Below are 1,172 nucleotides of genomic sequence, written 5' to 3'. Positions count from 1 at the left end.
TTATTATTGTCTTTTTCAATCGTGAGATTATCATTTTTTGCAACAAAATCGACGATACTCCCCGCTCCAACAGCTGTTTCGTTTTCACCATTAACGGAAAGTTCCCACTCTCCTCTCACCAATTTTTCCAAAGCTTTTAGCTGCGCAACATTGACTGCATCTGTATCTTCACTTCCTGCTGCCACTCCAGTAATTTGCCGCGTTTGGCCGCTCGCAACATTCCCAACACTCAAAGCGCCTAAACCACTTGTCCATGCCGCTCCACTTGCTGTCGACGCAGCATTCTGTGCAGGATCATAACCAGCCACACCAGAAGCCCTGCTCGCAACAGACTCGCTCCCTAGAGCGACACCACCAACCGAGCTCGAAACTGCCCCCTTACCAATAGCTACTCCACCAGCCTGTAACGCCTGAGCCTTATTGCCCAAAGCTATAGAAAAAGCTCCGTCACCACTCGCCTCCTTACCAATAGCTATGCCACCATCCTTTAGCGCCTTAGCATCATTGCCCAAAGCTATAGACCAAGTTGCTTCAACACTCGCCCCGCTACCAATAGCTACTCCACCATCCTTTAACGCCTTAGCATCATGGCCCAAAGCTATAGCTGAGGGTGCGGTAGCCTGCGCCAGGTAACCAATAGCTACTCCACCATCCTCTAACGCCTTAGCCTTATAGCCCAAAGCAACAGCTCCGGCTACGTCAGCCTGCGCCCAGAAACCAACAGCAAGAGCCCCTTTTCCCTCTGCCACAGAATCGGTACCAACAGCAATCGCTCCACACACCGCGTACTCAGACTCTTTGCGCAGACACCCCTTAGAAGAGCTCCTATAACCTACAGCAAGACTTTGCTCACCAGATGCAGTTGATGCCGCACCAACAGCAACCGCATCTACCGCAGATACCGAGTTCTGGCCCATAGCTACTGACCAACTACCTCCTCCATTCCCCCAATGATTTCCGTCATACGCCGCTTTTGATCCCAAAGCAGGAGCGGGACCCCCTGGCAAAGCCGCTTCAGCTATGACAACGGGGTCAGTAAGAGCATCTCTACCAACTCCTCCTTCACCATAGCTACCTAGCCTTACGGAAATGGGACCATTTCCTGTTAAATCAGAGACATCCAAAACCGTTAAAGCTTCACCATGCTCAGGAAGCTGTTGGGGTTGACCGCT

1 pseudogene is annotated in these 1,172 nt (G+C 51.4%); it reads right to left on the bottom strand.

The features are described from left to right. A pseudogene (locus tag HNQ69_RS07595) lies at positions 1–1,172 on the bottom strand (hypothetical protein); the annotation flags it as partial.

The sequence above is a fragment of the Bartonella callosciuri genome (genome assembly GCF_014203215.1).
In the GTDB taxonomy this organism is placed as follows: domain Bacteria; phylum Pseudomonadota; class Alphaproteobacteria; order Rhizobiales; family Rhizobiaceae; genus Bartonella; species Bartonella callosciuri.
This window is presented reverse-complemented; position numbering and strand designations above follow the sequence as displayed.